Here is a 2,902-nt window from a genome sequence, read left to right on the forward strand (position 1 = left end):
GCAGGAGCCGAAAACCTCGCACGGCAGGCCGCCCATCTCGAAAACACCGGTGCCTTGATCCGGCTAGCCATGCTGCGAGAAAAAGCCGGGGACCAGGAAAGCGCCGAAAACCTCTACCGGCAGGCCGCCGATACCACCGCCCTGGTCAATCTGGCCAGGAACCGGGAAAGGGCCGGAGACCAGGAAAGCGCCGACGGTCTCTTCCAGCAGGGCACCAGCCACGGCGACTCCGGCGCCCTCGTCACTCTGGGCGTGCTGCGGGAAAAGGCCGGAGACCAGGAAAGCGCCGACGGCCTGTTTCGGCAGGCTGCAGACCGGGGGAATACCGATGCTCTGTTCCTACTAGCCATGCTGCGAGAAAAAAGCGGAGATCAGGCAGGAGCCGAAAACCTCGCACGGCAGGCCGCCAACCACGGAGAGACCGGCGCCCTCGTCACTTTGGCCGTAATACGGGAAAAGGCCGGAGACCAGGAAAGCGCCGAAAACCTCTACCGGCAGGCCGCCAACCACAAAAACACCGCCGCCCTAGTCAATCTGGCCATGCTGCGAGAAAAAGCCGGAGACCAGAAGAGCGCCGAAAACCTCGCACGGCAGGCCGCCGACCATGGCGACACCGGTGCGCTGTTCCATCTGGCCGTAGTACGGGAAAAGGCCGGGGACCAGGAAAGTGCCGAAAACCTCTACCGGCAGGCCGTCAACCACGGAGCCCCATCCTGGTCCTACCGCAACCCAGATTTCGCTGCACGGTGGCCCAACGGCCTCGACCCGGACGGGACACCCACACCGCCCTGGCAGTGAATCAACACCATCCCCAGAACTCACCATACCCTCGGAAGACACGGGTGGAGCACCCAGGCGGTCGAGCCGTTCGTAAAGGGCGCGGACGAGGCGGGCCCGGTTCTGGACACAGCGCACGGGCCCTCCAGCGGTACGGACAGTCTGCTGTCCGCGCAGGACGACGTCGGCGAGCGCCCGAGAACCACTTTCCTTCGGCAAGTGGTCGGCCAGGCTCCGGAGGTCGGAGGCGACCGCGCGGAAGGTGGCCGGTCAGCTGGAGGCCGATCTGCTCGTAGTCACGTGCCGCGAGCACGTCTGCGCCTGTGACCCACGGGAGGACCGCCTTGATCAGGCGTTCGTAAAGTCCTCGGTCACGCGGAAGCTGAACCTCGATCAACCCATCGGCGTCGTACAGGACCGGGCGCGTGCCCGTGTGGCCGTCGGTCACCGTGAGGTAGTCCCGCCGCTCGGGGGCTACGGCGCGCTGCTGCGGGCCGTATATCGCTTGGCGGTGTGCTGGAGGAGTTTCCGGCAGGCGTCGGCCATGCTCTTGAGCTGGTCGTCGTCGACCACAAAGTTGAGGATGTAGCCGCCGTTCGACACTCGTGCCAGTCCGCGGACTTCAGAGGCACGGAGGTTGGGCCAAAAACGTCCATGGGCGAAGCCGGAGCCCACGCGCCACAACGCCCGAGTCTCTTTGGGATCGAGCCCAGCGGTAGTGGCCGCGCTGAAGATGATGTCTCCCGCGCCCGGCCTAGGCAGCGTGGGAAGACCCAGGCTGTCGGCCAGGTCTTTGACCTCGGCCCGCCGCTGGGCTCCGGTCTTCTCTTTGGGGCCCGTGACGACGTACTGGACATCGTCCTCGTGCAACTGACGGTTGCGGAAGTCTTCGGCCCACAAGATCAGTGCGCGATGCCGACGCTCGTCCCGGTCCTTTCCGTCCAACAGCCACACGGCCGTGGCGAAGTTCTCGAGAGCGCCGCGCAGCAGCGTCCATGGGCTGAACGGATCGAGGTGTCCCGCGACCCTGACCAACTGGGTGAGTGCGTCGACGTGGATCAGCCCGGCGGAGAAGGAGGACTGGATGGACTTGGCCGAGCCCCACGATTTGAGCGGCTCGTCGTCTGCCACCAAGCTGCTGTGTACCACGGGATCCGGGAGCAGCCTGAAATGATTCTCGTCTCGATACTCTTCAGCAGCCGAGAAAAGCGGTACGAGGTAGGAGACATCCTCCTGCCCCCCATCAGAAGTAGTCATAGCGGGAGACGGTACGCCGCACTGACCGAAACGCGCGGGCAGTCATCTATCCCCGCACGGCTGCGCGAACACCGCCCTCATCCGTTGTTGAACGCAATGGGCCCGTTTGCCCCTCTGATCGCCACTGCTCCGCTTTCTCATTCAGTCATCCCGTGAGCCGCCTTCCGTCAGTCCGCCAGTCAGCTGCCGGTGTGCTGGCGTGCGGCGGCGAGGAGCCGTTGGGCGGTTCGCTCGCTGACCTGATAGCGGTGGGCGATGTCGGTGGTGGTGAGGGGTGTGCGGCTCGTCAGTTCGGCGATTTCGGCGATGCGGGGGTCGTGGCGGGGGCGGGGTGCGCGGTTGCGGGGGTCGCCGGGTTGCCGGCCTGGGTTGTGGTGGCGTTGGTCCCCGGCGTCGCGGCGGGTTTCGGCGATGTGGCGGGGCCACCAGGTCCGTCCGTGGCGTTCGACGCCGGCGGGCAGGTAGCCGGTGGCGGCGTAGGCGCGGACAGTGGAGGCGTCGACGCCCAGGACCACGGCGGTCTCCTTGTCGGTGAGGAGGTCCTCCGGGTGCGGGCCCTGGTCCTTGACGGCGGGGAGGGGTTGGCCGTTGGTGTAGGCGGTGGCCTGGGCCCGGTCGTACAGACGCAGCCGTTCGGCGGGGTTGACGACGGGGACGCGGGTACGGAAGTCCGCGCCGCGGCGGCGGCGCCAGGTGTGGAGCGGCAGGCCGGTCGCGGCGGCGATGTCGTCCTCGGTCATCGTGGGGCGGCCCTGGGGAATCATCCGGACGGTTCTCCTTCGTGTGCTGGGCACCAGCGTGCCGTACGGGCGGGGTTGGCGCGGGCGCGGCGGCGCGCACCGGGGGTTGCCCCGGCCGGGCCGGGTGG

General features: G+C 67.3%; 3 protein-coding genes and 1 pseudogene. 1 reads left to right on the plus strand and 3 read right to left on the minus strand.

Translation table 11 applies throughout. The annotated features are described in order from the left end of the window. Positions 1-798 (plus strand): tetratricopeptide repeat protein (locus GT042_RS30405; RefSeq protein WP_161311910.1); only part of this gene is annotated, 798 nt, incomplete at its 5' end. Positions 799-852: 54 nt separating this feature from the next. Here GT042_RS30405 and GT042_RS39535 read toward each other — a convergent pair. The 3 genes and pseudogenes from GT042_RS39535 to GT042_RS30415 all read right to left on the minus strand — a co-directional run. Further along, positions 853-1,225 (minus strand): annotated as a pseudogene (locus GT042_RS39535) (restriction endonuclease); the annotation flags it as partial. Between the two features lie 26 nt (positions 1,226-1,251). Then, entirely contained in the window at positions 1,252-1,908 is a 657-nt protein-coding gene (locus GT042_RS30410) for a hypothetical protein (protein ID WP_161311911.1), read from the minus strand. 305 nt (positions 1,909-2,213) lie between these two features. Continuing rightward, on the minus strand, positions 2,214-2,902 hold a 689-nt coding region (locus GT042_RS30415), incomplete at its 5' end, for a hypothetical protein (RefSeq protein ID WP_237531356.1).

This window comes from Streptomyces sp. SID3212, assembly GCF_009865405.1.
Lineage (GTDB): Bacteria > Actinomycetota > Actinomycetes > Streptomycetales > Streptomycetaceae > Streptomyces.